The sequence below is a fragment of the Bradyrhizobium embrapense genome (assembly GCF_001189235.2).
Lineage (GTDB): Bacteria > Pseudomonadota > Alphaproteobacteria > Rhizobiales > Xanthobacteraceae > Bradyrhizobium > Bradyrhizobium embrapense.
In genome coordinates, this window is sequence record NZ_LFIP02000008.1 from 128,897 (window position 1) to 153,241 (window position 24,345).

Consider the following 24,345-nt stretch of genomic DNA (forward strand, 5'->3'; position numbering starts at 1 on the left):
TGGCATCCAGCTTGCATGCACTTTGCCCGTGATGCGCATGCAACCAAACTCCGAATTTGCCGGCGAGCCGATGGCCGCCGGATCCGCGCCGACTGCGATCGAGCTGTCGGAGGCCTCCGTCACCTTCGGCCGCGGCGCCCGTGCCGTGCCGGCCCTGTCGACCACCACGCTGCGGATCGCCGACGGCGAGTTCGTGGCGCTGGTCGGGCCATCCGGCTGCGGCAAGTCCACCATCCTGCGGCTGGTCAGTGGCCTGGCGCGGCCGACCACCGGCGTCGTCATCGTTGGCGGCCGCGAGGTCGCGGCGCGGGCGATGCGGGTCGGCATGGCGTTCCAGAACCCGACCATGCTGCCGTGGATGACGATCGAGAAGAACATCATGCTGCCGCTGAAGATCGTCGAGCCGTTCCGCTCGCAATTCCGCAAGCTGCGCAAGACCGAATTCCGCGACAAGGCCAATGCGCTGCTGGAGCAGGTCGGGCTGAAGGGGTTCGGCGGCCGCTATCCCTGGCAGCTCTCGGGCGGCATGCTCCAGCGCGCCAATCTGTGCCGGGCGCTGATCCACGAGCCGCGCATGCTGCTGCTCGACGAGCCGTTCGGCGCGCTCGACCAGTTCACCCGCGAGGAGCTGTGGGGGATCCTGCAAGAGCTATGGATCACCCACAAGCCGACCGTGCTCCTGGTCACCCACGATTTGCGCGAGGCCGGCTTCCTCGCCAGCCGCATCTGCGTGATGAGCGCGCGTCCCGGCCGCATCCTCGATGATTCCAGAGTCGATTTCGCCCGCCCGCGCACCGTGGCGATGACGTTCGAGCCCGACTTCGTCGCGCTCAACCAGAAACTCCGCGCCTTCATCGTCGATGCGCGCACCGCGGCGCGCGAGGGAGCCTGACCATGCCCATGTCAGACATCAGGCAGAAGGCCTGGTCGGCGGCCCTGATCGTGCTGTTCTTCGTCGCCTGGGAATTGTTCTGCCTGATGACGGGCATGTCGGACCTGGTGCTGCCGCGACCGTCGCAGATCTTCGTCACGCTGTTCGAGAAATTCCCGATCCTCTGGCCGCACATCATCCAGACATTGCTGACGACCATGATCGGCTTCGTGCTCGGCGTGGCGCTGGGCGTTGCGCTGGGCGCGGTGATCGGGGTGTCGAAAACCGCTTATGATACCTGCTATCCGCTGCTGGTCGGCTTCTCCTCGATTCCGAAAGTGGCGGTGGTGCCGATCTTCGTGCTGTGGTTCGGCTCCGGCACCGTACCGGCAGTGCTCACCTCGCTGTCGATCTGCTTCTTCCCGATCGTCGTCAACATCGCCACCGGCCTTGCCACCACCGAGCCCGAGCTCGAGGACGTGCTGAAGGCGCTCGGCGCCAGCAAGTTCGACATCCTGTGGAATGTCGGCTTGCCGCGGACGATGCCGTTCTTCTTTGCCTCGCTGAAGGTCGCGGTCTCCTACGCCTTTGTCGGCGCGGTGCTGTCGGAAACCGTGGCTTCGAACCGCGGCATCGGCAACGTCATGATGACCGCATCCTCCAATTTCAACGTGCCGCTGGTGTTCGCCGGCCTGTTCGTGCTCGCCGGCCTCGGCGTCGCGCTCTACGTCCTGTTCTCGCTGATCGAGGGCCGGGTGACGGGCTGGGCGACGCGCAAGGACAACGTCATCGCCACCTGAATCGTTTCGTCATCGCCGTTCACTGGAGTTGAGGAGGTCGTCATGCTGAAGACAATAAGCGCTGCACTATTGGGATTGGCCGTGGTCGCGGGGCCCGCGCGCGCCGAGGACACCACCATCAAGTTCACGCTGGGCTGGAAGACGCAAGGCTCGGACGCTGCGTTCTTCTACGCCAAGGACAACGGCTATTTCAAAGAGGAAGGCCTCAACGTCGTGATCGACCAGGGCGAGGGCTCCGGCGCGACGGTGACGCGCATCATGTCGGGTGCCTATGACGCCGGCTTCGGCGACATCAACGCGATCATCCAGAACGCCGCGGCCAAGCCGCAGGATGCGCCTGTGATGGTCTACATGATGTGGAACCAGCCGCCATTCGCGATCGTCGCCAAGAATTCGAGCGGCATCAAGTCGATCAAGGATTTCGAGGGCCGTACGCTCGGCGGCGCGCAGGGCACGCCGACCACGCGGCTGCTGCCGGTGTTCGTGCACAAGAACGGGCTCGACGGCGAGAAGATCAAGATCTCCAATATGGCGCCGAACCTGCAGGAGCCGATGCTGATCAAGGGCGACATCGACGCCGCGCTGGTGTTCAACATCACCAGCTACTTCAACCTGGTGCTCAACCGCCAGGACCCCGACAAGGACTTCAAATGGTTCTCATTCGGCGACTACGGGCTCGATCTCTATTCCAACGGCGTGATGGTCTCGCGCAAGCTGATTGCCGCGAACCCGAAGGCGGTAGCCGGCCTCGTCCGCGCCATCAACAAGGGCGCGATCGCGGTCGCCAGGGACCAGAACGCCGCGATGAAGGCGGCGCTCAACTACGACAATCTGATCAATGTCGAGGTCGAGAAGCGCCGGCTGCAATATTCCTTCGAGAAACTGATCGTTTCGCCGGAGATGAAGGACATCGGGATCGGCGACGTCAGGGACGACCGCATGGCGCGCGCCATCGGCTTCATCGTCGAAGGCTACCAGCTCGCCCGCACGCCGACGCCGGCCGAGGTGTTCTCGCGCGAGTTCCTGCCGCCGCGCGCGGAGCGCGAGCTGGTGTATACTGCGAACTGACTGGCCCGTCATTGCGAGGAGCCAACGGGTCGCGCGACGCGCGCCCGATGACAGGCTCCGCGGCGAAGCAATCCATCTTTCCGCATGCGGAGGCATGGATTGCTTCGCTTCGCTCGCAATGGCGACCAAGCGGAGCATGTTGATGAACGTCACGGCAACTCGTCTGTTCAGCGGTTCTGACCAGGGCATCCGCAAGAACGTCATGCTCCGTCACGTCGACGGCGTCATTACCGAGATCTCCGAAGCCGCGCGCCCGGAGGCCGCCCCACGCTCTCTGATCCTCCCGGCCTTCATCAACGCCCACGACCACGCCCGCCCGCGCGCATCTTCGTTCGGCGCGGTCGGCATGCCCCTGGAGAGCTGGATCCTGCGCACGGTGGTCGGCACGCCGGTCGATCCCTATCTTACCGCAGCGTCGGCGCTTGCCCGCGCAGCGCAGGCCGGCTGCGCGGCGATGATGGTGCACTACACTCGGCCGAGCGGCACCATGCCGTTGCTCGACGAGGTCAAGGCGATCGGCCGCGCCGCCGGCGATGTCGGCATCCGCATCGCCTTTGCCATGGCGGTGCGCGACCAGAATCCGATCGTCTATGGCGACAGCGAGCCGGTGCTGGCAGGGCTCGCCAGCGACGAGCGCAAGACGATCGAGGAGCTGTTCGTCCGCACACCGATGTCGCCGAAAGCCTACATCGAGCTGACCGATGCGATTGCCGCCGCGATCGGCGGGCCGAAGGTCGACGTGCAGCTTGGTCCTGCTGGCGTGCAGTGGTGCTCGAAGCCGCTGCTGGAAGCGGTTGCCGAGAATTCCGCGCAGACCGGCCGCCGCGTCCACATGCATCTGCTCGAGACGATCTATCAGCGTGCCTGGGCTGATGAGCGCTTTCCCGGCGGCATCGTCCGCTATCTCCGCGACATCGGCTTGCTCTCCGAACGGCTGACGCTGGCGCATTGCATCCACGCCCGGCCCGACGAGATCGAGATGATCGCGGCGTCGGGCGCGCGCATCGTCACCAATTTCTCCTCCAACCTGCATCTGCGCTCCGGCCTGGCGCCGATCGCCGCCGCGCACGCGTGCGGCTGCGCCATCGCGGTCGGCGTCGATGGCCTGGCGCTCGACGAAGACGACGACGTGCTGCGCGAGATGCGGCTGGTGCAGATGATGCACGGCGGGCTCGGCTTTAAGCGCAGCTGGACACCGCAGGAGTTTTTCGCGCTCGCGATCCGCAATGGCCGCCGCGCCACCGGTGCGCCCGGCACCGGCGAGCTCGCCGTCGGCGCGCCGGCCGATTTCGTCAGCATCGATCTCGACCGGCTGGAGCGCGATCAGATTGTTGATGCTGATCCGCTCGACCTCTTGTTCGCACGCGGCAATGCGTCGCTGCTCTCTGAGCTTGTGGTCGATGGTCGCACCGTCGCCAAGGCCGGCCGGTGCCTTGGTGTTGACCTTCCCGCCATTGAGCAGGAACTTCGCGGCATCCATCGCGCGAGCGCGGCCACATACGCGCATGTCTTGCGCGCATGGCCGCGACTGTCGCATCGGCTGCAAGGCTGGTTCGAAGCGCAACTGACCTGCAATTAGCTGCACAATCCACGCTTCGCGCTGCGCAGCAGCGCCGATCATGCACGCTCTAATTCCGTCAAGCGGAAGAAAATTCCACTTGCATCACACAGTCGGCGCGGCTTCAAGTTCAACTCAACAAAGAAACTGAATCAGCCGCTGTCACCGGCTGGTCATGTTGTTCGCGAGGAAGCCTGATGGGTGCGTTGTCGCATCTGCGGATTGTCGAGATCGGAAGTGCAGCGGCGACGAGCTATTGCGCGCGGCTGTTCGCCGATTTTGGCGCCGACGTGCAGAAGGTCGAGCCGCCGGAGGGTGATCCGCTCCGCCGCACCGCGCCGCTGACGCCGCAGGGGCACAGCGCGTGGTTTGCGTTTCTCAATTTCAACAAATCGAGTGTCGTGCTCCAGCAGGGCGACGCCGCGCGCCTGCGCGAGCTGGTCACGGGCTGCGACATCCTGCTCGACGGGCGCGGCATCGCTGCGGCGGATTGTCCCGACATCGATCTCGCTGCGATCAAGCGCGACAACCCGGGCCTGATCCATCTCGATCTCAGTTGGTTCGGCGATCGCGGTCCCTATGCCGATTTCGCGGCAACCGACTCCACGATCCGCGCGCTCACCGGCCTCGTGAAGCTGGTTGGACCCGAGCAGGGACCGCCGATGCACGCGCCGGATTTCCAGACCGGGATCCTCGGCGGGCTGTGGAGCTTCATCGCTGCGGCGTCTTCGGTGCTGGGACGTATGCAGGACGGGCGCGGCCGCGAAAGCCATCTCAGCCTGTTCGAGGCCTCTATCGCCGTCACCGAATACATCATGTTCGAGGCGTTCCAGCGCGGCGACATCATGCGGCGGATCGGCGTCAACCGGTTCTGGCCGACCTTTCCGGTCGGCATCTACGAGACCAAACAGGGCTGGCTCGGCGTTACCACGGTGACCCCGGCGCAGTGGCGCGCGTTCTGTGAGATGCTCGGGCTCGATGAGCTGCGCGACGATCCGACGCTGGTCATGGGCGTCGACCGGCTGCGCCACGTCGCCGAAATCGAAGGCAAGATCCTGCCGAAGCTGAAGCAGCGCACCGTGCAGGAATGGTTCACTGAAGGCCTCAAGCGCAAGATCCCGATCGTGCCGGTGCCGGAGATATCGGACCTGATCGCCGATGAAGAGAAACTTGCGCGCGGCGCCATCGTTCCGATCACGGTCGGTGACGAGGCCGGCTTCTCCGCCGGCACGATGCAGCGGCTGACGGCAACGCCGCCGCTGCGGGGCGGCCGGGTACCCGATCTCGGCGAGCAGCAGGCGAGGCGTGAGGCCGCGCCGCGTGTGCCGGGGCCGAAGCCGGCTGCGACCGATCGCCTGCCGCTCGAGGGCATCCGCGTCGTCGACTTCTCGATGGGCTGGGCCGGGCCGATCTGCACCCGCACGTTCGCCGATCTCGGCGCCGACGTCATCAAGATCGAGGCGACGCAATATCCGGACTGGTGGCGCGGCGTCGACCGCCGTCCGGCCTATGTGCTGGAGCAGATGTACGAGAAGTCGGTGCGCTACTGCATCATGAACCGCAACAAGCGCGGGATCACGCTCGATCTGACCCGGCCGAAGGGGCTTGCGCTCGCAAAACGCCTGCTCGCCGATGCCGACCTCGTGGTCGACAATTATTCGGTCGAGGTGCTGCCCAAGCTCGGCCTCGGCTACGAGGTGCTGAGCAAGCTCAATCCGAAGCTCGTGATGATGTCGATGTCGGCGTTCGGCGCGGGCAGCGTGCACCGCGATTGCCGCGCCTATGGCTCGACCCTGGAGCAGGGCTCCGGCCTGCCGAGCGTGGTCGGCGATCCCGGCGGCCCGCCGGTGATGAGCCACACCGCGTTCGGCGACGCCGTCGGCGGCCTCAACGGCGCTGCCGCGGTGTTGACCGCGCTGATCCATGCAAAACTCACAGGGCAGGGCCAGTTCATCGATCTCGCACAGATCGAATGCATGATGCCGTTCGCCGCACCCTGGATCGTCGCGCATTCGATCGACGGCAAGCCGCCGTCCAAATTTGGCAACCGCCATCCCGATTTCGTGCCGCATGGCTGCTTTCGCTGCGAAGGCGACGACAACTGGATCGTGGTCGCGGTATCCGACGACGCGATGTGGCCGAGACTCGCGCGGCTGCTCGGCCGCGAGGATTGGGCGGCGGACGACACGCTCAGGACGGCCGCGGGCCGCCGCGCGATCGAGGCCGAAATCGAGGCTGCGATCACGGCATGGACCTCGAACCGCGAGGCCGATGCGGCGATGGCCGCACTGCAATCTGCTGGCGTCGCCTCCGGCGTGGCCCGCCTGCCGATCGATCTGCTTGACGACCCGCAGCTTGACGCCCGCGGCTTCATCCAGCAGGTCGACCGCGCCTTCATCGGCAAGCATCCGCAGCCATCGATGCCGTTCCGCGAAGGCGATGCGCCGTTTGCGATCCGCTCGGTGCCGCCGACGCTCGGCGAGCACAATCGCGAGATTCTTTCCGGCATGCTCGGCCTCTCCGACGCCGAGCTGGAAGAGCTCACCCGCGAGGGCATCATCGGCACCGAGATGCTGATGGAGGAGCAGCTGGTGAAAGAGAAGAAGCGGGCGGCGGGCTGATGGCAGCAGGGCCACCGGCACAGCGCAGGACGGAGGTTGCGCGCGACGGCGCACAGCCGCTGCTGTCCGTGCGCGGGCTCGGCATCCGCTTCAAGACCACGCAGGGCATCTGGCAGGCGACGCGGCGGATCGATTTCGATATCGCGCCGGGCGAGCGCGTCGGCATCGTCGGCGAGAGCGGCTGCGGCAAGACCATCACCGGCCTGTCGATCCTGCGGTTGTTGCCGGGCAACTTCGCCGGGCTCGACGGCAAGATCCTGTTCGACGGCACCGATCTCGCCTCCTGCAGCGCGCGACAGATGCGCGCCATCCGGGGCAAGCGGATCGCGATGATCTTCCAGGAGCCGATGAGCGCGCTGGATCCGGTCTTCACCGTCGGCCACCAGATCGCCGAGACGCTGCGCGTCCATACCGATGTCAGCTACGAGGAAGCCCGCGCCAAAACGCTGGAGATGCTCCGCCGCGTCGGCATCGCCTCGCCGGAGCGGCGGATCGACGACTATCCGCACCAGCTCTCCGGCGGCATGCGCCAGCGCGTGATGATCGCGGCGAGCCTGATCTGCGGGCCGCAGCTGCTGATCGCGGACGAGCCGACCACCGCGCTCGACGTCACCGTGCAGGCGCAGATTCTCGAGCTGCTGCGCGACATCAGCGAGACCTCGAAGACCGCGCTGATGCTGATCACCCACGATCTCGGCGTCGTCGCCGAGACCTGCACGCGGATGATTACGATGTATGCCGGCGAGGTGATCGAGGACGCCACCGTCGACGAGGCGCTGGTGCGGCCGCTGCATCCCTATACGTCCGGCCTGTTGCGCTCGCTGCCGCATCTGAGCCCGCGCCACGGCCGGCTGCCGTCGATCCCCGGCCGGGTGCCGTCGATCGCGGAGATGCCGGCCGGCTGCCGCTTCCGTGCCCGCTGCGCCCATGCGGCCGAAGGCTGCGAGGCCGAGCAGAAATTGCAGGATGCCGGCGGCGGCCGCAAGGTGCGCTGCTGGCGCTTTGCCGAGCTCAATCTGCCGGGCGCGCTGCACCCGCCCGAAACGCCTACTGCTGCGAAGGTCGCGACGCAATGACCGCGGCATCCGCTGAACAGCGCGACGAGCCCATCGTCTCGGTGCGCGACCTCCAGGTTCGCTTCCAGACCTCGGACCGCCGTGCCACCGTGAAGGCGGTCGACGGCGTCAATTTCGACGTTCGCCGCGGCGAGACCTTCGGCATCATCGGTGAGTCCGGCTCGGGCAAGACCACGATCGGCCGCGCGCTGGTGTTCCTGCTGAACCCCAGCGCCGGCGCCATCCTGCATGACGGCATCGACCCGATGGCACTGTCGCGCCGGGAATTTCAAAATCATCGCCGTGACTACCAGATCATCTTCCAGGATCCGAATGCCGCGCTGAATCCACGCATGACAATCCTTGCGTCCGTGCTGGAGCCGCTGGAGCTTGCCGGTGTCGGCAGCCGCATCGAGCGCGAGCGGCAGGCGCGCGAGGCATTGGAGCGCGTCGGCCTGCCGCAGGAGTTCGGCGAGCGTTATCCGCATCAGCTGTCCGGTGGCCAGAAGCAGCGCGTCGTGATCGCGCGTGCACTGACGCTGAAGCCGAAACTGATCGTCTGCGACGAAGTGGTGGCCGCGCTTGACATGTCGATCCGCGGCGACGTGCTCAACCTGTTTGCCGATCTGCAGCGCGATCTCGGCCTGACCTACGTCTTCATCACCCACGATCTCGCCGTGGTGTCGCATATCAGCGAGCGCGTTGCGGTGATGTATCTCGGCCAGTTCGTCGAGCTTGGGCCCACTGAAGAGGTCGCCGAGCGGCCGCTGCATCCCTACACAATCGCGCTGCTGTCGGCCGAGCCGCGGCCGCTGCCGTCGTCGATGCGACAGGAGAGTCGCATCGTATTGCAGGGCGAGGTGCCGAGCCCGATCGATCCGCCGGCGGGGTGCCGCTTCCGCACCCGCTGCCCGCACGCGCAGCCGCTCTGCACCGAGCGCGTGCCGGAGTGGCGCGAGCTGAAGCCCGATCACTGGGTGGCCTGTCATTTCGCCGACCGCCCGAATTATTTGCCCAACGTACCGGAGAGAACGCCATGACGATGACGACACGACGCGAGGCCATGGCGCTGATCTCGGGCGCGCTGGCGAGCACCAGGCTTGGCGGCCGCGCCTTCGCACAAAGCGCGCCGAAGAAGGGCGGCACCTTGCGGATCTCGGCGCCGGCCAATCCGTCGAGCCTCGATCCGGCGACCGGCGGCGCCGGCTCCGACCACGCCTTCCTGTTCACGATGTACGACACGCTGACCGAATGGGAGTTCGACACGCTGAAGCCGAAGCCGGGGCTTGCCGAGAGCTGGAAGTTTACCGATCCGAATACGCTGGTGCTCAACATCCGCTCAGGTGTCACCTTCCATGACGGTACGCCGCTCGATGCGGAAGCCGTCAAGTTCAACCTCGATCGCAACCGGAGCGATGCGAAGTCGAACATCAAGGCCGATTTGTTGTCGGTGGAGGCGGTCGAAGTCACCGGCCCGCAGCAGGTGACCTTGAAGCTGAAGACGCCGGATACCGCGCTGCCGGGCATCCTCTCCGATCGCGCCGGCATGATGGTGTCGCCGACCGCCCTGAAGGCAGCTGACGGTGGCGTCGTGACCCGCAAGCCGGTTGGCGCCGGTGCTTATGTGTTCGTGAGCTGGGCCGACGGCGAAAAGATCGTGGTCAAGCGCAACGAGAAATACTGGAAGCCGAACCGGCCCTATCCGGACGGCATCGAATTCTCGATCATTCCGGAACTGACGACGGGGGCGCGCTCGGTTTCCGCGGGCCAGAACGACCTGATCTACCAGCTGCCGCCGCGGCAGAAGGCGATCATCGAACGCGCGTCGAGCGTCAAGGTGGTGCACGGCCCGACGCTCTACGTGTTCCAGATCTTCCTGAACTGGGCCAAGCCGCCATTCGACAATGTCAAGGTCCGCCAGGCGCTGAACTTCGCGATCGATCGCGAGGCCTTCGTCAAGGCTGCGCTCGCCGGCCTCGCCGAGCCGGCCTGCATGAACTTGCCGAAGGCGCACTGGGCTTATGATGCCGAGGTCGCAAAGCTCTATCCTTACGATCCCGACAAGGCGCGCAAGCTGCTAGCAGAAGCCGGTTTCAAGGAAGGCACCCCGATCGAGATCGGCGGCTACACAGATCAGGATTCGGTGCAGCGCGAGGAGATCCTGATCGAGCAATTGCGCAAGGCCGGTATCAACGTGAAGTTCGTCAACGGAACGGTCGCGGAAGCCTCTGCTGCATTCTTCGGTGCGGAGAAGAAGGGTGCCGGCTTGCTCTCGGCCTGGACCGGGCGGCCCGACCCGAGCCTCACTTATTCGCTGATGTTTACCGGGGAAGCCTATTACAATGCCGGCCGCGCCTCGGTGCCTCCGGAGCTCGAGGCCGCAATCAAGGACTCGCGCGCCTCGGAGGATATCGAGGTCCGGCGCAAGGCCTTCGCCGCCGTGCAACGGCTGGTGATGGAAAACGCCTTCGTGGTGCCGCTCGCGTTCCAGTTCGAACTGGTCGCCATGAACAAGAAGGTGCAAGGCTATCGGCCGAACCTGCTCGGCAAGCCGAAATACGACGACGTCTGGCTGGAGAGTTAATCGATGGCGCGACGGTCACCGGTCAAGGTCATCGGCAGCCGCCTGTTGCAGGCGCTGCCCGTGATCGTGCTCGCGACCTTGATGGTGTTCGCGTTGCTCAAGCTGGTGCCCGGCGACATCGCCGTGACGCTGGCAGGTGACAACGCCACCGATGCGCGGATCACCGAGATCAGGCAGCTCTACGGCCTCGACCGGCCGTTCCTGGTGCAATACGGCGCCTGGCTCGGCCATGTCGTGCAGGGCGACCTCTCGCAATCGCTGCTGACCGGCGAGAAGGTCGCCGATTCGATCGGGCGCGCCTTCCCGAATACGCTCTTGATCGTCGTGATCGCGCTGATGCTGGCACTGGTCACCGGCATTCCGATGGGCGTGATCGCCGCGATCAAGCCGAACGGCTGGATCGACAAGCTGATCAGCATGATCGCTTCGCTCGGCGTCGCGGTGCCCGGCTTCTGGCTTGCGATGATCCTGGTGGCGGAGTTCTCGCTGAAGCTGAACTGGCTGCCGGCGACCGGCGCGAAATCCTTCAGCGCCTCGCCGATCGATGCCATCAGGCACGCGCTGCTGCCGGGGATCGCGATCGCGGCCTATGGCATGGCGGAGGTGGCGCGCCAGTTGCGCGGCGCGTTGCTGGAGGTGCTGTCATCGCAATATGTCCGCACGCTGCATGCCAAGGGCCTGTCGATGTCGCGGATTCTCTGGCAACACGGCCTGAAGAATGTCGGCGTCAATCTGCTGACGATCATCAGCCTTTTGGTCAATCGCATGCTGGCGGCGACCGTCGTGATCGAGGCGGTGTTCGCGATTCCCGGCCTCGGCAGCCTGATCGTGCGCGGCGCGATCCAGCGCGATTTCCCGATCGTGCAAGGCGTCGTCTTCACCATGGTGGTGGTGGTGATCGTGGTCAATCTGGTCACTGATCTCTTGTGTGCCGCTGTCGATCCGAGGATCGAGCAATGACCGACACGGCGCTCGCCTTTCCGAAGGCTCCGGCCAGGCCGACCCGGCTGCGGCGTTTGCTGCGCTGGCTCGCCGGTGATCTCCGTGCGGCGCTGTCGATCCTGGTGCTGTCTGTGCTCGTCATCGTCGCGATCGGCGCGCCCTGGATCGCGCCCTATGCGCCGACCGCGCAGGACGTCAACAACATGCTGGCGCCGCCGGGGCCTGCGCATCTGCTCGGCACCGACGATCTCGGCCGCGATGTGTTCTCGCGCCTGATCTACGGCGCGCCGGCCACCGTCTATGCCAGCCTGCTTGCGGTCGGCGTTGCGGTCCTGATCGGGCTGCCGGTCGGCCTCGTCGCCGGCTATTTCGGCGGCTGGATCGACGACATCATCAGCCGCGTCATCGACACTTTCCTGTCGTTCCCCGCCATCGTGCTGGCGATCGCGGTCACCGGCGCGCTCGGCATCGGGCTCACCAACGGCATGATCGCGATCGGCATCACGATGTTTCCGGCGCTGGCGCGCATCGTCCGCGCCCGCACCCTGATCGTGCGGCAGGAGCTCTATGTCGATGCTTCCCGCGGCTTCGGCGCGCCGACCTGGCATATCCTTGTACGACATGTGCTGCCGAACACGCTGCAGCCGGTCATCGTGCAGGTGACCTTGCTGCTCGCAGCGGCGCTGCTGGCGGAGGCCAGCCTGTCGTTCCTCGGCCTCGGCATCCAGCCGCCGGACCCGAGCTGGGGCGCCATGCTGGCGCGTGCCTATCAATATATGGAAATCGCTCCGGAGCAGATGTATGCGCCGGGCGTTGCCATTCTCGTCGTCTCGCTGGCGTTCAACGCGCTGGGCGAATCCTTGCGTGTCGTGCTCGATCCCACGATGAAGGATCGCTGACCTCTGGTGGAATGATCATGTCGTTCAAGAAATTACTGATTGCCAACCGCGGTGAGATCGCGATCCGCATTGCCCGCGCCGCCGCCGAGAGCGGCATCGCGACGGTCGCGATCTATTCCGCCGACGACGCGGCCTCGCTGCATGTCCGATCCGCCGACGCGAGCCACGAGATCCCGGGCCGCGGCGCACGGGCCTATCTCGACATCGAGGCTGTCATCACGGCCGCCAAGGCCACGGGTTGCGACGCGCTGCATCCGGGCTACGGCTTCCTCAGCGAGAACACAGAGTTGGCGCGGCGCTGTGCCGACGAGAAGATCACATTCGTCGGCCCGTCTCCGGACGCGCTCGATCTGTTCGGCGACAAGGCCAAGGCAAAGGCGCTGGCTAAAAAGTGCGACGTACCGATCATTGCCGGCACGTCGGGTGCAACGACACTCGACGAGGCAAAGGCCTTCTTCGCCTCGCTAGGCGCCAATGCCGCCGTGATGGTCAAGGCGATCGCCGGCGGTGGCGGGCGCGGCATGCGCGTGGTTGAGGACCTGGCGAAGCTGGATGAAGCCTATGCGCGCTGCCAGTCGGAGGCCAAGGCGGCGTTCGGCAGCGATGCGGTCTATGTCGAGCGGTTGATCCGCAAGGCGCGCCATATCGAGGTGCAGATTATCGGTGATCACCATGGCGCGATCAGCCATCTCTGGGAGCGCGAATGCACCATCCAGCGCCGCAACCAGAAGCTGATCGAGGTGGCGCCGAGCCCGTCGCTGAGCGAGAGCCTGCGCGCCCGCATCATCGAGGCCGCAAAGCAGCTCGCGTCGGCCGCGCGCTACGACAATCTCGGCACCTTCGAATTCCTGGTCGATGACGAAGCCGGGGAGGGCGAGGGCGCCTTCGCCTTCATCGAGGCCAATCCGCGGCTCCAGGTCGAGCACACCGTCACCGAGGCGGTGCTCGGCATTGACCTCGTGCGGGCGCAGCTCGCGGTCGCCGCCGGCGCGACGCTCGCCTCGCTTGGGCTGGCGCAAGCAGCCGTGCCGCTGCCGCGCGGCTATGCGATGCAGCTGCGTGTCAACATGGAGGTGATGGACGAGAAGGGCGTGACGAAGCCGACCGGCGGCACGCTCAGCGTGTTCGACCTGCCGTCCGGCCCCGGCGTTCGCGTCGATACGTTCGGCTATTCCGGCTACCGGACCTCTGCGGCGTTCGACTCGCTGCTGGCAAAGGTCATCGTGCATTCGCCGAGCCCGAAATGGACCGAATTGGTACACAAGGCGTCGCGCAGCTTGCGTGAATTCCGCATCGGCGGCGTCGCCACCAACATCCCGTTCCTCGGCGCGATCCTGGCGCATCAGAGTTTTGCGCGGAACAAGATCAGCACCAACTTCATCGATACCCATGTCGCGGCGCTGGTTGGCGCCGCGCAGGCGCATGCCGCGCCGCTGCTCGAGGTGAGCGAGGCGACTACGGTCAAGGCGGCCGCCAGCGAGGCGGCGCCGGAGGGCTCGCTCCCGGTGCCCGCGCCGTTGCAGGGCACCATCGTTGCGATCGAGGTCGCGGAAGGCGATCTGGTCCGGCCCGGCCAGCAGATCGCGGTGCTGGAATCGATGAAGATGGAGCATCTCGTCACCGCACCGCATGGCGGCCGGGTGACGAAGATCGCCGGCGGTCCCGGCGTCACGCTGATGCATGGCGAGCCGATCCTGTTCCTCGAGCCCGCCGAGGTCGATGGTCATCACACCGCGGAGGAAGCCGCGACCGATCTCGATCACATCCGTCCTGATCTGGCCGAGTTGATCGCGCGCAAGGCGATCACGCTGGACGAGAACCGCCCGGCCTCGGTGGAGCGCCGCCGCAAGACCAACCAGCGCACCGCGCGCGAGAACATCGCGCAGCTGGTCGATGAGGGCTCGTTCGTCGAATACGGCTCGCTTGCGATCGCGGCACAGCGCCGCCGCCGCAAGGTCGAGGACCTGATCAAGAACACGCCGGCGGACGGCCTGATCGCCGGCGTTGCCACCGTGAACGCCAAGGATTTCGGCGCTGACGGCGCGCGTTGCATGGTGATCTCGTACGACTACACCGTGCTCGCCGGCACGCAAGGCCACATGAACCACAAGAAGATCGACCGCATGCTCGGCCTTGCCGAGCAGTGGCGCATGCCGCTGGTGTTCTATGCCGAGGGCGGGGGCGGCCGTCCCGGCGATACCGACCGGCTCGGCATGACCGGCCTCGACGGCCCGTCCTTCGTGCAGTTCGCAAAGCTGTCCGGCCTGGTGCCCGTGGTCGGCGTGGTCTCGGGCTATTGCTTCGCCGGCAACGCCGCGATGCTCGGCGTCTGCGACGTCATCATCGCTACGAAAAATGCCTCGATCGGCATGGGCGGCCCGGCGATGATCGAGGGCGGCGGGCTCGGCGTTTATCATCCGGCGGAGGTCGGCCCGGTCTCGTTCCAGTCGCCGAACGGCGTGATCGACATCCTGGTCGAGGACGAGGAAGAGGCGACCACGGTGGCGCAGAAATATCTGTCCTACTTCCAGGGCGCGGTGGCCGACTGGAAGGCGCCGGACCAGCGGCTGCTGCGCCGTGCGATCCCGGAAAATCGCCTCAGGGTCTACGACATCCGCAACGTGATCGACCTGCTGGCCGACGAAGGCTCGGTGCTGGAGATCCGGCGCGATTTCGGCGTCGGCATGATCACGGCCTTCATCCGGATCGAAGGCAAGCCGTTCGGCCTGATCGCCAACAATCCGAAGCATCTCGGCGGCGCGATCGATGCCGCGGCCGGCGACAAGGCCGCGCGCTTCATGCAGCTGTGCGATGCCTTCGACATCCCGATCGTCTCGCTGTGCGACACGCCGGGCTTCATGGTCGGCCCCGAGGCCGAGAAGACCGCGATCGTGCGCCATGTCGCGCGGATGTTCGTCACCGGCGCCAGCATCACCGTGCCGCTGTTCGGCGTCGTGCTGCGCAAGGGCTATGGTCTCGGCGCACAATCGATGATCGGCGGGGGCTTCCACGCCTCGTTCTTCACGGTGGCATGGCCGACCGGCGAGTTCGGCGGCATGGGCCTCGAAGGCTATGTCCGCCTCGGCTTCCGCAAGGAGATGGAGGCGATCGCGGACCCCGTCGAGCGCGAGACGTATTTCCAGACCAAGGTCGCCGAGCTCTACGCCAACGGCAAGGCGGTCTCGATCGCCTCGGTGCTGGAGATCGACGAGGTGATCGATCCCGCCGACACCAGGCACTGGATCATGGCCGGCCTCCGCTCGGTGCCAAGGCCGGAGCCGCGCACGCACCGCAAGCGCCCGTGCATCGATGCGTGGTAGGGGCTGACGAAGCGTGCATCAAACTCGGTGTCGTGCCGGCCTTCGCCGGGACGACGGCGGTCGATCGGCGGGCGCCTCGCGTCGGTGCGAGAGTTAGCCCAACTGCAACTCCGCATACCCCTTTGCGGCCACCTCGTCGCACCGCGCCCGGTAAGCCGGCGCGCTGCCGCTGTAGCGGGCGACAATGCGGGTCTGCTTGCCCTCGACATTGCGGTTGATGCCGGTCATCCAGGAATCGACCTCGTTCGACAGCAGCCCGACGCCGAGCGCCTTGACGTGATCGGTCCAGCCTGCGGTGCCCTCGGGCGTCGCGTCGAGGAAGGTCAGGCCTCTCTGTTGAGCGAAGCGGAGCAGGCCGGTGACCCAGTCGACGCTGTACTCGATGCTGCGCGGGATGTTGCCGAGCGCGGTGTGCGGGCCCATCAGCATCATCATGTTGGGGAAGCCGTCGACCATCAGCCCGAGATAGGTTTCCGGCCCGTGCGCCCACTTCTCCTTGAGCCGCGCGCCACCGGCACCATGGATATCGATCTTGTCGAAGCTGCCGGTGATGGCATCGAAGCCGGTGGCGTAGATGATGATGTCGAAGGCGTAGTCCTTCTCGGTGGTGCGGATGCCCTCGGGTGTGACCTTTTCGATCGGCGTCGCCTTCAGGTCGACGAGCTCGACATTGTCGCGGTTGTAGACCTCGTAATAGAAGGTCTCCAGCGGCAGACGCCGTGTGCCAAAACCGTGGTTTGTGGGGATCAGCATCTCGGCAACCTTCGGATCCTTGACGCGCTCACGGATCTTGCGCGCGACGAAGTCACTGATCGTGGCGTTTGCCGCCCGGTCGATCAGGATATCCTTGAAATTGCCTTGCCAGATGCCGAAGCCGCGCTCGCCATAGAGTTTTTCGTAGAACGCCTCGCGCTCGGCGTCGCTGACCTCGAACGCACCGCGCGGATCTGGCGTATGGACGAAGCAGGCGAAGGTCTCCTTGCAGCGCGCGAAGATTTCTGGATAGCCGGCCTTGATCTTCGCCTGCGTCTCGGTGTCGATCTTGCCGTTGTGCAGCGGCGCCGCCCAATTGGCGGTGCGCTGGAACACGGTGAGATGTCCGACCTCGCCGGCGATGGTCTGGATGGTCTGGATGCCGGTGGCGCCGGTGCCGATCACGGCGACGCGCTTGCCGGTGAAATCGACCTTCTGTTTCGGCCAGCGCGCGGTGTGAAACGATTGCCCCCTGAAATCGTCGATGCCCTCGATCCGCGGCAAGGTCGGGGTCGACAGCGGGCCGATCGCGGTGATCAGGAAGCGGCAGCTGTGCTGCGCGCCGTTCTCCAGCGTGACCTGCCAGCTTCGCGTGTCGTCCTGGTAGATTGCTGACGTGACGCGGCTCTCGAACTGGATGTCGCGGCGAAGGTCGAACTTGTCGGCGACGTAGTTGCAGTAGCGCAGGGTCTCGGGCTGCCCGGCGAAATGCTCCGACCATTCCCATTCCTCGAGCAGCTCCTTCGAGAACGAGTAGCCGTAGGAATAGCTCTCGGAATCGAAGCGCGCGCCGGGATACCGGTTCCAGTACCAGGTGCCGCCGACGCCGGTGCCGGCCTCGAACACCCGCGTCGTGAGGCCGAGCTCGCGCAGCCGGTAGAGCTGGTACATGCCGGATAGGCCGGCGCCGATGATGATGACGTCGTAGTCCAGCGCAGCCGTCTCGAGGCTGTTGTCCTGGCGCAAGGCTGCCACCTGTCGTCGCTCCCTGATCGGTTGATTGCCCGCAAGGCTAGCCGGTCCTGCTGCCGCCGACAAACATCGCGGCGCGGGGCAGCCATCGCGATTTGCCGGGTGCAGCTTCGCTGCATCCGTTCCGTGCGGCGGGCTGCCCGCTGCGCGGCTTTACTCTGCCGCGGAATTTCCTCTATCGTCGCTGCGATTTGTGCAGGTCATTCCGGATTCGATGCTTCGCATCGCGCCGCAATGACGGGGTCATAAAGCCCAAGGAACAAGAATGAAGAACGATCCCGTTGACGTCCTGATCATCGGCGCCGGGGCCTCCGGTGCCGCGATAGCCTGGAGCCTCGCCGATACCAAGATGCACATCCTCTGCCTTGATCAGGGCGGCTGGATGAACCCTGCCGAATATCCGAGCACCGGCCGTGACTGGGAGGCGAAATTCTACGGCGAATGGTCGTCGAGCCCCAATGTCCGCAAACGGCCGGAGGACTACCCGATCAATGACGACAATTCGCCGATCAAGGTCGTCAACTTCAACGCCGTCGGCGGCTCGACCGTGATGTACACCGCGCACTGGCCGCGGCTCCATCCCTCCGACTTCAAGGTGAAGACGCTCGACGGCGTCGCCGACGACTGGCCGATCGATTACGACGCGCTGACGCCGTTCTTCGAGGAGAACGATCGCATGATGGGCGTCTCGGGCCTGTCGGGCGACCCGCTGTCGCCGCTGAGCCATCCGCCGATGCCGCAGCAGCCGCTCGGGCTGTCCGGCCCGCTGATCGGTAAGGCCATGAACAAGCTCGGCTGGCACTGGTGGCCGTCCGACACCACGGTCGCGACGACGGATTACGAGGGCCGGGCGCGCTGCATCAATCTCGGCCACTGCACGCCGGCCTGCGCGCAAGGCGCCAAGGCCTCGACCGACATTACCTACTGGCCGCACGCGATCCGCGCCGGGGTCGAGCTCAAGACGCATTGCCGGGTGCGCGAGATTCTGACCAACGAGCACGGCATGGCCTCCGGCGTCGTGTACTACGACAAGGACGGCGTCGAGCAATTCCAGCCGGCCGAAGTCGTCATCATCGCCTGCAACGGCGTCGGCACGCCGCGGCTGCTGCTCAATTCGGTGTCGGGGAAATTTCCGAACGGCCTCGCCAACTCGTCGGGCCTGGTCGGCAAGAACCTGATGTTCCATCCTTATGCGCAGATCTACGGCTACGTGAAGGAGCCGACCGACAGCAACCGCGCGCCGCCGACCTGCCTGTGGAGCAAGGAGTTCTACGACACCGATCTGTCGCGCGGCTTCGTCCGCGGTTACGGCATCCAGTTCGGCCGCGGCGCCGGGCCGGTGTTCGAGGCGGTCGCGAGCGAGCAGAAGGGGATCCTGCCCTGGGGCAAGGATCACCACCGCGTCTTCCGCAAGCTCAACGGCCATCGCCTTGCGGTATCGGCGATCTGCGAGGATCTGCCGGAGGAGCACAACCGCGTCACGCTCGATCCGGTTTTGAAGGACAGCCACGGCATCCCGGCGCCGAAGATCGACTACACGATCAGCGCGAACAGCCGCAAGATGATGGACCACGGCCTGGCGCGCGGCCGGGAGATCCTCGAGGCCGCCGGCGCCACCGACATCTGCATCAACGATCCGATCCCCTGGGGCGGCTGGCATCTGCTCGGCACCGCGCGGATGGGCACCGATCCGGCGCGCTCCGTGGTCAACGAATGGGGCCGCGCGCACGACGTGAAGAACCTGTTCATCGTCGACGGCAGCATCTTCGTCACCTCGGGCGGGGTGAACCCGACCTCCACCATCCAGGCCCTCGCGCTCTACATCGCCGACCAGATGAAGCAGCGCCTCGCCAATCTGTTCGACTGAGACCGCCAGAGACCGACATGTCCGATAGCAAACAACTGACCGCAGCCCAGCGCGCCGATCTCCGCACCGTCGCCGCGATGATTGTGCCCGAAAGCGCCGAGTACAAGGTGCCGGGGGCCGATGATCCGGCGATCCAGGCCGACATGCTGGCAACGCTCGGCCGCGACACCGCGCTGGTCGCGCAGGCGCTGGATCATCTGGCTGATCTCGCCGGCAAGCCGCTCGCCGAGCTCGATGAGGCCCGGCGCGACGCGGTGGCGCAGGAGTTTCGCAAGCTTGGCGGCGTCGCCGCGGCGACGCTCGTCCGCGTCGTGCTGCAATGCTACTACCGCGACGACCGGGTGCTGCGCTCGCTCGGGCTCGAGCTGCGCGCGCCGTTCCCGAAGGGCCATGTGCTGCCGGACGGCGACTGGTCGCTGCTCGATCCGGTCAAGGCGCGCGGCGGCACGTTGCGGCGGGCGACCTAGCCGATCGGGCAGGTGCAGGGCAGGCACGGGCGTAACCACTTGCGACGGCGGGAGCCGGTCACCATCTGAGGGGACCAAAGGATTCTCGCCATGCTGGATTTTACCTCAGATGCCGCCGGTGACGCGCTGTCACCGCGAACGGCTGACGCTGCCCAGGTCGCATCTCAAGTCGATGACCGGGCCTTGCTGGATGCCTATTCCAATGCCGTGATCGACGTCACCGACCGCGTCGGTCCCGCCGTGGTCCGGGTCGAGACCGGGCCGAAGGTGCGGAGCGCCCGCGAGCGCGGCGGGCTCGGCTCGGGCATCGTAATCTCGCCCGACGGGCTCGTGCTGACCAACAGCCACGTGGTCGGATCGTCGAAGGAGATCCGCCTGCGCGACACCGAGGGCTTTGTCACCGATGCCCACGTGCTCGGCGTCGATCCCGACACCGATCTCGCGCTGCTGCGCGCCGACGGCGCGCGCGATCTGGCCTATGCCTCGCTCGGCAATTCCAAGACGCTGCGGCGCGGTCAGCTCGTGGTCGCGATCGGCAATCCGCTCGGCTTCGAATCGACGGTCACCGCCGGCGTGGTGTCGGCGCTCGGCCGCTCGATCCGCTCGGTCAGCGGGCGCACCATCGAGGACGTGATCCAGACCGACGCCGCGCTCAACCCCGGCAATTCAGGCGGGCCGCTGGTGTCGTCGAACGGCGAGGTGATCGGCATCAACACCGCGATCATCAACGGCGCGCAGGGCATCTGCTTTGCGGTGGCCTCCAACACCGCGCAGTTCGTGCTGTCGGAGATCATCCGCCACGGCCATGTCCGCCGCGCCTATATCGGCGTCGCCGGCCAGACCGCGCCGGTGCCGCGGCGTCATGCGGTGCTTGCCGGCGTCGAGAACAAGATGGGCGCGCTGCTGATGCAGATCGAGCCGGACAGCCCGGCCGCGCGCGCCAGCCTGTTGCCCGGCGATGTCGTGATCGGGCTCGACGGCATCGAGATCCACGGCGTCGACGACCTGATCCGTGCACTCGATCACAGCAGGATCGACCGCACTTTGTCGATGGACGTGCTCCGCCTTGGCCGCCTGCGCGCGATCGACATCCACCCGATCGGGAGGAAGCCGGCGAAGCAGTGAGCGTTGCGCGATCCGCGCACGAGATGCACCCTCTCCCCCTGTGGGAGAGGGTGACGAAATCGAGCGGAGCGAGATGAAGCCGGGTGAGGGGTTCCCCTCCACTAGCTCATCTGTGGAGACAACCCCTCAGCCAGCGCCGTAGCCGACGCTGCGCGTCGGCGTTGTTTAGAAACGGCGGCCGTTGGCCGCCTATGCCACCTTCTCCCACAAGGGGAGAAGGAAGAGGGGTTTGCGGCAGCGCCGCCAGCAGTTCGTCGGAATGCGATCCGCTGCGCGTGATCGCAGCTCACCACCCGTATGGCCACCGCCACCCCTCATAGAGATCCCAAGACGACACCAGGGGCGGCGCATAGGGATCGACCCGGTCGTCTTCAGGGCGATAGCGATAGCGTGGAACAATATAATAATCCCACGGAGTCGGCGTGATCATGGGCGTCGTGATAACGACCCTCGCCCGTTCATGAACGACTTGTGCCTTCCGCGCCCGGGCTTCAGCACTGGACACTCCGAGGTTGCACAGCACCAAGGCTGCTCCGAGAGCGCACGCGAAGCTCGCAATCTTCATCTTCATGCATCGGCCTCCTGACCTGAGAGTGCACGCTCCATGTGCACCAAATGACGCACCACATTAGCATAGACTGAAAGAAAGGCGGCGCCTATCGACCCTTTGCAGACTGCGCCGCCTTCCAGGCGGTGAGCGTTCGAGGCATCGCCGCCTATCCCCGTTCGGCGCATTCGCCTATGGTCGGCCACATGGATATAGCCGGCTTCGACCTCAACTTGATGAAGGCCTTTGATGCGCTATACGCGGAGCGCCATGTGACGCGCGCCGGATCGCGGATCGGCCTCAGCCAGTCGGCGATGAGCGGGGCGCTCACGCGCTTGCGAGAGCTTCTTGGCGACGAGCTCTTCGTGCGAACGCCTTCAGGCATGCAGCCGACGCCCCGCGCCCATGACCTTGCCGGTCCCGTCTCGGATGCGCTCCGGCTGCTCCGGAGCGCGCTGCAGGCCGATAGCTTCGACCCGGCGACGGCCGACAATACCGTCACGCTCGCGATGAGCGACTATGCGGCGTTCGTTCTGTTGCCGCCGCTCATGGCCCGCCTCAGCATCGATGCCCCGCACGTCAACGTGCGGGTCTGCGGGATCTTCGGGCGTGACGAAGCCGTCACGCTGCTCGACAGCGGCGAGGCGAATCTGGCGATCGGTTTCCCCGTCGAGACGTCGGCGCGCATCATCAGCAGCCCGCTGTTTTTTGAGAGTTTCGCCTGCGTCGTGCGGAAGGGGCATCCGGCATTCGCGGATGGTCCAAGCCTCAAGGCTTTCGCAGCGGCGCCGCATCTTCTGGTCTCTCCGGAAGGCGACCGCTCCGGGATCGTCGATCTGAGGCTTGCCGATCTCGGCCTCGAACGGCGCGTCGTGCTGAGCCTGCCACAATTCCTGGCCGCGCCCTTCGTGATCGCCGGGACCGACCTCGTCGCGACGCTGGCCTCGCGGGTCGCACGGAGGTTCGCCGGGACCGGAGCAGGCATCGCAATTTATGATCCGCCGCTCGAACTGCCGACCTGGCCGCTCCACCTGATGTGGCACCGGCGGGCGGATACCCATGGGGCCATTGCCTGGCTGCGCGGCATCATCACCAAAATCGCCGCCTCGGCCTGACGCCATCGGCGCGATCGATAACGCCACATCAGAACTCGCGATTTCCATCCGCATGGCCGTTCCGCTTTGTTGGGTTCACCGAAATTGAAGGGTGATCGAGATGCGAGTTTTGGTAACAGGCGCGACCGGCTTGATCGGCGGTGCGGTCGCGCACCGATTGAAAGAGGCAGGTCATGACGTCGTGGGGCTGGCCCGGTCGCAAGCCAGTGCGGCCAAGCTGCTCGACCGAGGCTTCGCGGCGGAGATGGGTGAACTTGCCGACCCGGCGAGCCTGGTCGCGGCGGTGCGGGGCGTGGACGCCGTCGTCCATGCCGCTTCGCCCAACGATCAGAACGCTGCGTCCCTCGATGAAATTGCGACACGTGCGATCCTCGCAGCCCAGCGTGGAACGGGTCAGCGCTTCATCTATACCAGTGGCAGCCTGGTCTACGGTTCCACGGGTGACACGCCAGCGACCGAGCGCACGCCGCTGAACCCGATCGAGATGGTCCGCTGGCGCCAGGCGCTGGAACGCGAGATCCTCGCCGCCGAAGCCGAGGGCGTCCATCCCGTCGTTATCCGGCCCGCCTGGGTCTATGGCAATTGGGGCGGCGCCGCGATGATGATGGTCGCATCGGCGAAGGAACATGGTGCAGCGCTTCATGTCGGTGACGGTCAAAATCGCTGGTCGACCGTGCATGCCGACGATCTGGCCGATCTCTATGCGCTCGCGCTCGAACGGGCGCCGGCGGGATCCGTCTTCAATGGCGCGCACGGGTCGGCGCCGCGGCTCATCGAGATCGCACGCGCAGCGAGCGAGTTGGGCGGTGCCAGGGGCCGCGTAGCGGCATGGCCGCTCGAAGAGGCGCGCAAGGTGCTCCGGGGCTTCGCCGATGCGATCGCCTCCGATCAGACCATCTCGGGCGACAAGGCGAAGCGTGAGCTCGGCTGGAATCCTTCACGCGGATCGATCATCGACGAGTTGCGCGCTTATGCGTTGGCGGTGGCTTAGGTCATGCACGTGATATTCATCAGGCTGCTAGCCGCCGCCTTCGCCGGTGCAGGTCTGTTCAATGCGATCGCGACGTCGACGACGCGGAGCAACTTTGTCCGATGGGGGTATCCGGCGTGGTGGTGCCGGGTCACCGGCGGATTGGAGATATCGGCCGCAATCCTGGTCGCACTACCGGCAACCCGCACAGCGGGCCTGGTCCTCTGCGCCGTCATCCTCGCAGCGGCAGCTTTGACCGTCATGCGACATCGGGATTTTTCCCATCTCGCACCGATCGCCTGCTTCGCTGCCTTGCTGGTGATGGCGAGCTGGATGCCCTGAAAGATCGCTGGCTCCTGACACTTGAGGAGGGTGCCGATCGGCTTGGGATGCCCGGGGGACGCCCGCTGAGCAGGGGTCACAGCAAGTTGTTCGAATAATGAAGATCACATCAGGAAATTGCCAGGGGCTAACGAGAATGGCGCGAATTTGTGCGCGAATGCTGTGAATTGCTTCACAGCGCTTTCGCAGATCAAGCCTAAGATGATGACGCGCAACGAAGCGCTGTTCTGAATAGGAAATTGGTCATGGCGATCTCGCACACCATGCCGTCTTCTGTTCGCAGTCATGACGGCTTGATTATTTTTGGCTACATAGCGTTTTCAGTACTGATGCTCGCTACAATCTATTTTGCATCGAGCGGGCCAAGCTTCACTGATGCCGATTTGGCAACCATGACGATGATGCCGTAATGCGCTTGGTCTCGTGGTGCTTCTTCAGCGCGCTTGTCTTGGCCGTAGCCGTTTGGGCT

20 protein-coding genes are annotated in these 24,345 nt (G+C 65.7%); 18 read left to right on the forward strand and 2 right to left on the reverse strand.

All coding sequences use genetic code 11. The annotated features are described in order from the left end of the window. The first annotated feature begins 37 nt into the window (after nt 1–37). The 11 genes from AKN83_RS29140 (at nt 38) to AKN83_RS29190 (ending at nt 15,718) form a co-directional block, all read left to right on the forward strand. The gene (locus tag AKN83_RS29140) at nt 38–892 is read left to right on the forward strand and encodes an ABC transporter ATP-binding protein (RefSeq protein ID WP_050405935.1); all 855 of its coding nucleotides are present in this window, start codon (nt 38–40) and stop codon (nt 890–892) included. Nucleotides 893–894: 2 nt separating this feature from the next. Beyond that, on the forward strand, nt 895–1,671 hold the full coding sequence (locus AKN83_RS29145; RefSeq protein ID WP_050405874.1) for an ABC transporter permease: 777 nt from the start codon (nt 895–897) through the stop codon (nt 1,669–1,671). A gap of 42 nt (nt 1,672–1,713) precedes the next feature. Continuing rightward, entirely contained in the window at nt 1,714–2,739 is a 1,026-nt protein-coding gene (locus AKN83_RS29150) for an ABC transporter substrate-binding protein (protein ID WP_050405875.1), read from the forward strand. A gap of 136 nt (nt 2,740–2,875) precedes the next feature. Then, nucleotides 2,876–4,318, forward strand: a complete 1,443-nt coding sequence (locus tag AKN83_RS29155; RefSeq protein WP_050405936.1) for an amidohydrolase family protein — start codon at nt 2,876–2,878, stop codon at nt 4,316–4,318. A gap of 176 nt (nt 4,319–4,494) precedes the next feature. Continuing rightward, nucleotides 4,495–6,918, forward strand: a complete 2,424-nt coding sequence (locus AKN83_RS29160) for a CaiB/BaiF CoA transferase family protein (RefSeq protein ID WP_050405876.1) — start codon at nt 4,495–4,497, stop codon at nt 6,916–6,918. After that, a complete protein-coding gene (locus AKN83_RS29165; protein WP_050405877.1) occupies nt 6,918–7,994 on the forward strand; it encodes an ABC transporter ATP-binding protein in 1,077 nt (358 codons plus the stop codon). The genes AKN83_RS29160 and AKN83_RS29165 overlap by 1 nt, the downstream gene beginning before the upstream one ends. Then, nucleotides 7,991–9,013 (forward strand): ABC transporter ATP-binding protein, encoded by a 1,023-nt coding sequence (locus tag AKN83_RS29170; RefSeq protein ID WP_050405878.1) that lies wholly within the window; start codon nt 7,991–7,993, stop codon nt 9,011–9,013. The genes AKN83_RS29165 and AKN83_RS29170 overlap by 4 nt, the downstream gene beginning before the upstream one ends. Further along, a complete protein-coding gene (locus AKN83_RS29175) occupies nt 9,010–10,557 on the forward strand; it encodes an ABC transporter substrate-binding protein (protein ID WP_050405879.1) in 1,548 nt (515 codons plus the stop codon). Before AKN83_RS29170 ends, AKN83_RS29175 begins: the two co-directional genes overlap by 4 nt. Before the next feature lie 3 nt (nt 10,558–10,560). After that, complete coding sequence (locus AKN83_RS29180) at nt 10,561–11,517, forward strand: ABC transporter permease (RefSeq protein ID WP_050405880.1); 957 nt, start codon at nt 10,561–10,563, stop codon at nt 11,515–11,517. Next, complete coding sequence (locus tag AKN83_RS29185; protein WP_050405881.1) at nt 11,514–12,398, forward strand: ABC transporter permease; 885 nt, start codon at nt 11,514–11,516, stop codon at nt 12,396–12,398. Before AKN83_RS29180 ends, AKN83_RS29185 begins: the two co-directional genes overlap by 4 nt. 17 nt (nt 12,399–12,415) lie before the next feature. Next, nucleotides 12,416–15,718 carry an acetyl-CoA carboxylase family protein gene (locus tag AKN83_RS29190; RefSeq protein ID WP_050405937.1) on the forward strand — a complete coding sequence of 1,101 codons (3,303 nt, stop codon included), beginning with the start codon at nt 12,416–12,418 and terminating at the stop codon, nt 15,716–15,718. Nucleotides 15,719–15,811: 93 nt separating this feature from the next. Here AKN83_RS29190 and AKN83_RS29195 read toward each other — a convergent pair whose 3' ends face one another. Next, nucleotides 15,812–17,446 (reverse strand): flavin-containing monooxygenase, encoded by a 1,635-nt coding sequence (locus AKN83_RS29195; protein ID WP_050405882.1) that lies wholly within the window; start codon nt 17,444–17,446, stop codon nt 15,812–15,814. A 262-nt stretch (nt 17,447–17,708) separates the two neighbouring features. Between AKN83_RS29195 and AKN83_RS29200 the strand changes: the two genes are divergently transcribed. The 3 genes from AKN83_RS29200 (at nt 17,709) to AKN83_RS29210 (ending at nt 20,902) form a co-directional block, all read left to right on the forward strand. After that, nucleotides 17,709–19,310, forward strand: a complete 1,602-nt coding sequence (locus tag AKN83_RS29200) for a GMC family oxidoreductase (protein WP_050405883.1) — start codon at nt 17,709–17,711, stop codon at nt 19,308–19,310. A gap of 17 nt (nt 19,311–19,327) precedes the next feature. Continuing rightward, nucleotides 19,328–19,777, forward strand: coding sequence for a hypothetical protein (locus AKN83_RS29205; RefSeq protein WP_050405884.1), 450 nt, complete (start codon nt 19,328–19,330; stop codon nt 19,775–19,777). Between the two features lie 90 nt (nt 19,778–19,867). Beyond that, on the forward strand, nt 19,868–20,902 hold the full coding sequence (locus AKN83_RS29210; protein ID WP_050405885.1) for a S1C family serine protease: 1,035 nt from the start codon (nt 19,868–19,870) through the stop codon (nt 20,900–20,902). A 286-nt stretch (nt 20,903–21,188) separates the two neighbouring features. Here AKN83_RS29210 and AKN83_RS38865 read toward each other — a convergent pair whose 3' ends face one another. Beyond that, complete coding sequence (locus tag AKN83_RS38865; RefSeq protein WP_347336843.1) at nt 21,189–21,473, reverse strand: hypothetical protein; 285 nt, start codon at nt 21,471–21,473, stop codon at nt 21,189–21,191. Between the two features lie 182 nt (nt 21,474–21,655). Here AKN83_RS38865 and AKN83_RS29215 point away from each other — a divergent pair, with 182 nt between their 5' ends. The 4 genes from AKN83_RS29215 (at nt 21,656) to AKN83_RS40060 (ending at nt 24,286) form a co-directional block, all read left to right on the forward strand. Beyond that, nucleotides 21,656–22,564, forward strand: a complete 909-nt coding sequence (locus tag AKN83_RS29215) for a LysR family transcriptional regulator (protein ID WP_050405938.1) — start codon at nt 21,656–21,658, stop codon at nt 22,562–22,564. 100 nt (nt 22,565–22,664) lie between these two features. Then, nucleotides 22,665–23,555, forward strand: a complete 891-nt coding sequence (locus tag AKN83_RS29220; protein WP_063695592.1) for an NAD-dependent epimerase/dehydratase family protein — start codon at nt 22,665–22,667, stop codon at nt 23,553–23,555. Nucleotides 23,556–23,558: 3 nt separating this feature from the next. Continuing rightward, on the forward strand, nt 23,559–23,876 hold the full coding sequence (locus tag AKN83_RS38870) for a DoxX family protein (protein ID WP_083992311.1): 318 nt from the start codon (nt 23,559–23,561) through the stop codon (nt 23,874–23,876). A gap of 245 nt (nt 23,877–24,121) precedes the next feature. Next, entirely contained in the window at nt 24,122–24,286 is a 165-nt protein-coding gene (locus AKN83_RS40060; RefSeq protein ID WP_157113625.1) for a hypothetical protein, read from the forward strand. The last annotated feature ends 59 nt before the right edge of the window (nt 24,287–24,345 follow it).